This is a genomic window from Kitasatospora sp. MY 5-36 (genome assembly GCF_001182915.1).
Classification (GTDB): Bacteria; Actinomycetota; Actinomycetes; order Streptomycetales; family Streptomycetaceae; genus Kitasatospora.
On record NZ_LFVW01001129.1, the window covers coordinates 1 to 1,791 of the forward strand.

Sequence of the window (1,791 nt, forward strand, 5' to 3'; positions counted from 1 at the left end):
CGGGCGGGGGCTGGGGGCGGGCCGGGCTCAGTGCCCCGTCGGCAGGTGCACCCCGAGCCCGGCCAGGCCCTCCAGGAACAGCTCGACGCCGACCGCCGCCAGCAGCAGCCCGAGCAGCCGGGACAGCACCTCCAGCGAGGTGCGGTGGGTGCGCCGCATCAGCGGGGCGAGCACCGCCACGCAGAGGTAGTTGATCACCGCGACGGCCACGTACGCCCCGGAGACGGCGGCCTTCCAGCCCCAGTTGTCCTGGTTGAGCGAGGCGACCAGGACGGCCGTGATGGCGAGCGGGCTGGCGATGTACGGCAGCAGCAGTTCGCGGATGCCGTCCACCAGCGGGTTCGCGAGGTGCTCGTCCTCCTCGCCGTCCGAGCCGAGGTGGACGCCGAAGACCAGCGCGACGGCGTACACGAAGAAGATCGCCCCGCCCGCGAGCTGCAGCGACTGGTCGCTGATGTGGAACAGGGTGGTCAGCTCGTCGGCCCCGAAGCCGAGCACCAGGCCGATCACCGCCGAGATGGCCGTGCTCAGCGCCGCCAGCCGCCGCAGCTCCAGGTTGCTCCTGGTCCCGGCCAGCCGGGCGAAGGCCAGCAGGGTCTTCGGCGGACCGACCACGGCGAAGAAGGTGATGAAGGCGCTGCCCAGGTTGAAGACGAACATGGGCCCAGCATGACCGCGCGGCCCCGGGCGGCCGGGGCGCCACGCCCCGCGGCCGGGCGTGGCGTGAATCTCCCCGGCGGCCGTTCCATTCCTGGGCAGGGGCGAATTCGCCCGGATGGCGGTCCCGGCTCGAAGGGACGGGCGCTCTCGGTTGCTATGGAGGCAGGACTGCCAGCGAGCGGGACCAGCCCGCCGCGGAAGCGAGGATGCGACATGTGCCTGAACCGTAAGGACCTGGGCCTGCTGGCCCTGCGCGGCGCGGTCGGCGGGGTGCTGATCGCGCACGGCACCCAGAAGCTGTTCGGCTGGTTCGGGGGCGGCGGCCTGGAGGGCACCACCCAGGCCATGGAGCACATGGGCTTCCACCCGGCCCGGGAGAGCGCGCTCGCGGCCGGCCTCGGCGAGGCGGGCGGCGGGGCGCTGCTGGTGGCCGGGCTGGCCACCCCGGCGGCCGGCGCGGTGGTGGCCGGGACGATGGCGGGCGCGGTGTCGGTGCACGCCCCGGCCGGCTTCTTCGCGATGTCCGGCGGCTACGAGTACCCGGCCTTCCTCGGCGCGACCGGGCTGGCGATCGGCCTGGCCGGTGCCGGCCGGTACTCGCTGGACCACCTGACCGGCCACGTCTTCGACCGGCCGTGGGTCGGGCTGGTGGCCTTCGTGGCGAGCGCCGCCGGGGCGTACGGCGCGGTCGCCCGGCGCCGCCACCAGGTGCGGCTGCGCGAGGAGCGGGCCGCGGTGGAGGCGGACGAGCAGGAGGGCTCGGGGCTCTCGTAGGGCCCCTCGTGGAGGCGGGTCCCGCAGGCCGGTTCACCCGGAGGCAGCAGCCCTGCTGGTGGAGGCCCGCCCGCCCTCGGAGGGTGGGCCGGGAGGTGTGCCGGGCAGCCCGGCGCCGACCGGAAACGAGGGACCGCATGGACCGCCAGCCGCTCACCCGCGCGAGGGCCTGTACCCCGCCGAGGGCCACCGCCCAGGACCTGGACGCACCGCCGCTGCGCCGCCAACGGCGGGCGGTGGCAGGGGTGTTGGCCGCCGCGGTGGTCGGTGCGGCGGCGCTCGCGGGCTGCTCCTCCGGCCAGAGTGCGAGCAGTGTGGCCTCCGGGGCGGCGGCCGCGGTGGAGCGGGGTGCGAGCG

At 75.8% G+C, this 1,791-nt stretch carries 2 protein-coding genes and 1 pseudogene; 2 read left to right on the forward strand and 1 reads right to left on the reverse strand.

Translation table 11 applies throughout. The annotated features are described in order from the left end of the window. Positions 1 to 27: 27 nt before the first annotated feature. On the reverse strand, positions 28 to 660 hold the full coding sequence (locus tag AE652_RS40750; RefSeq protein ID WP_049660921.1) for a MarC family protein: 633 nt from the start codon (positions 658 to 660) through the stop codon (positions 28 to 30). Positions 661 to 873: 213 nt separating this feature from the next. Between AE652_RS40750 and AE652_RS40755 the strand changes: the two genes are divergently transcribed. Beyond that, on the forward strand, positions 874 to 1,434 hold the full coding sequence (locus AE652_RS40755; protein WP_049660922.1) for a DoxX family protein: 561 nt from the start codon (positions 874 to 876) through the stop codon (positions 1,432 to 1,434). Positions 1,435 to 1,571: 137 nt separating this feature from the next. Further along, a pseudogene (locus AE652_RS40760) lies at positions 1,572 to 1,791 on the forward strand (hypothetical protein); the annotation flags it as partial.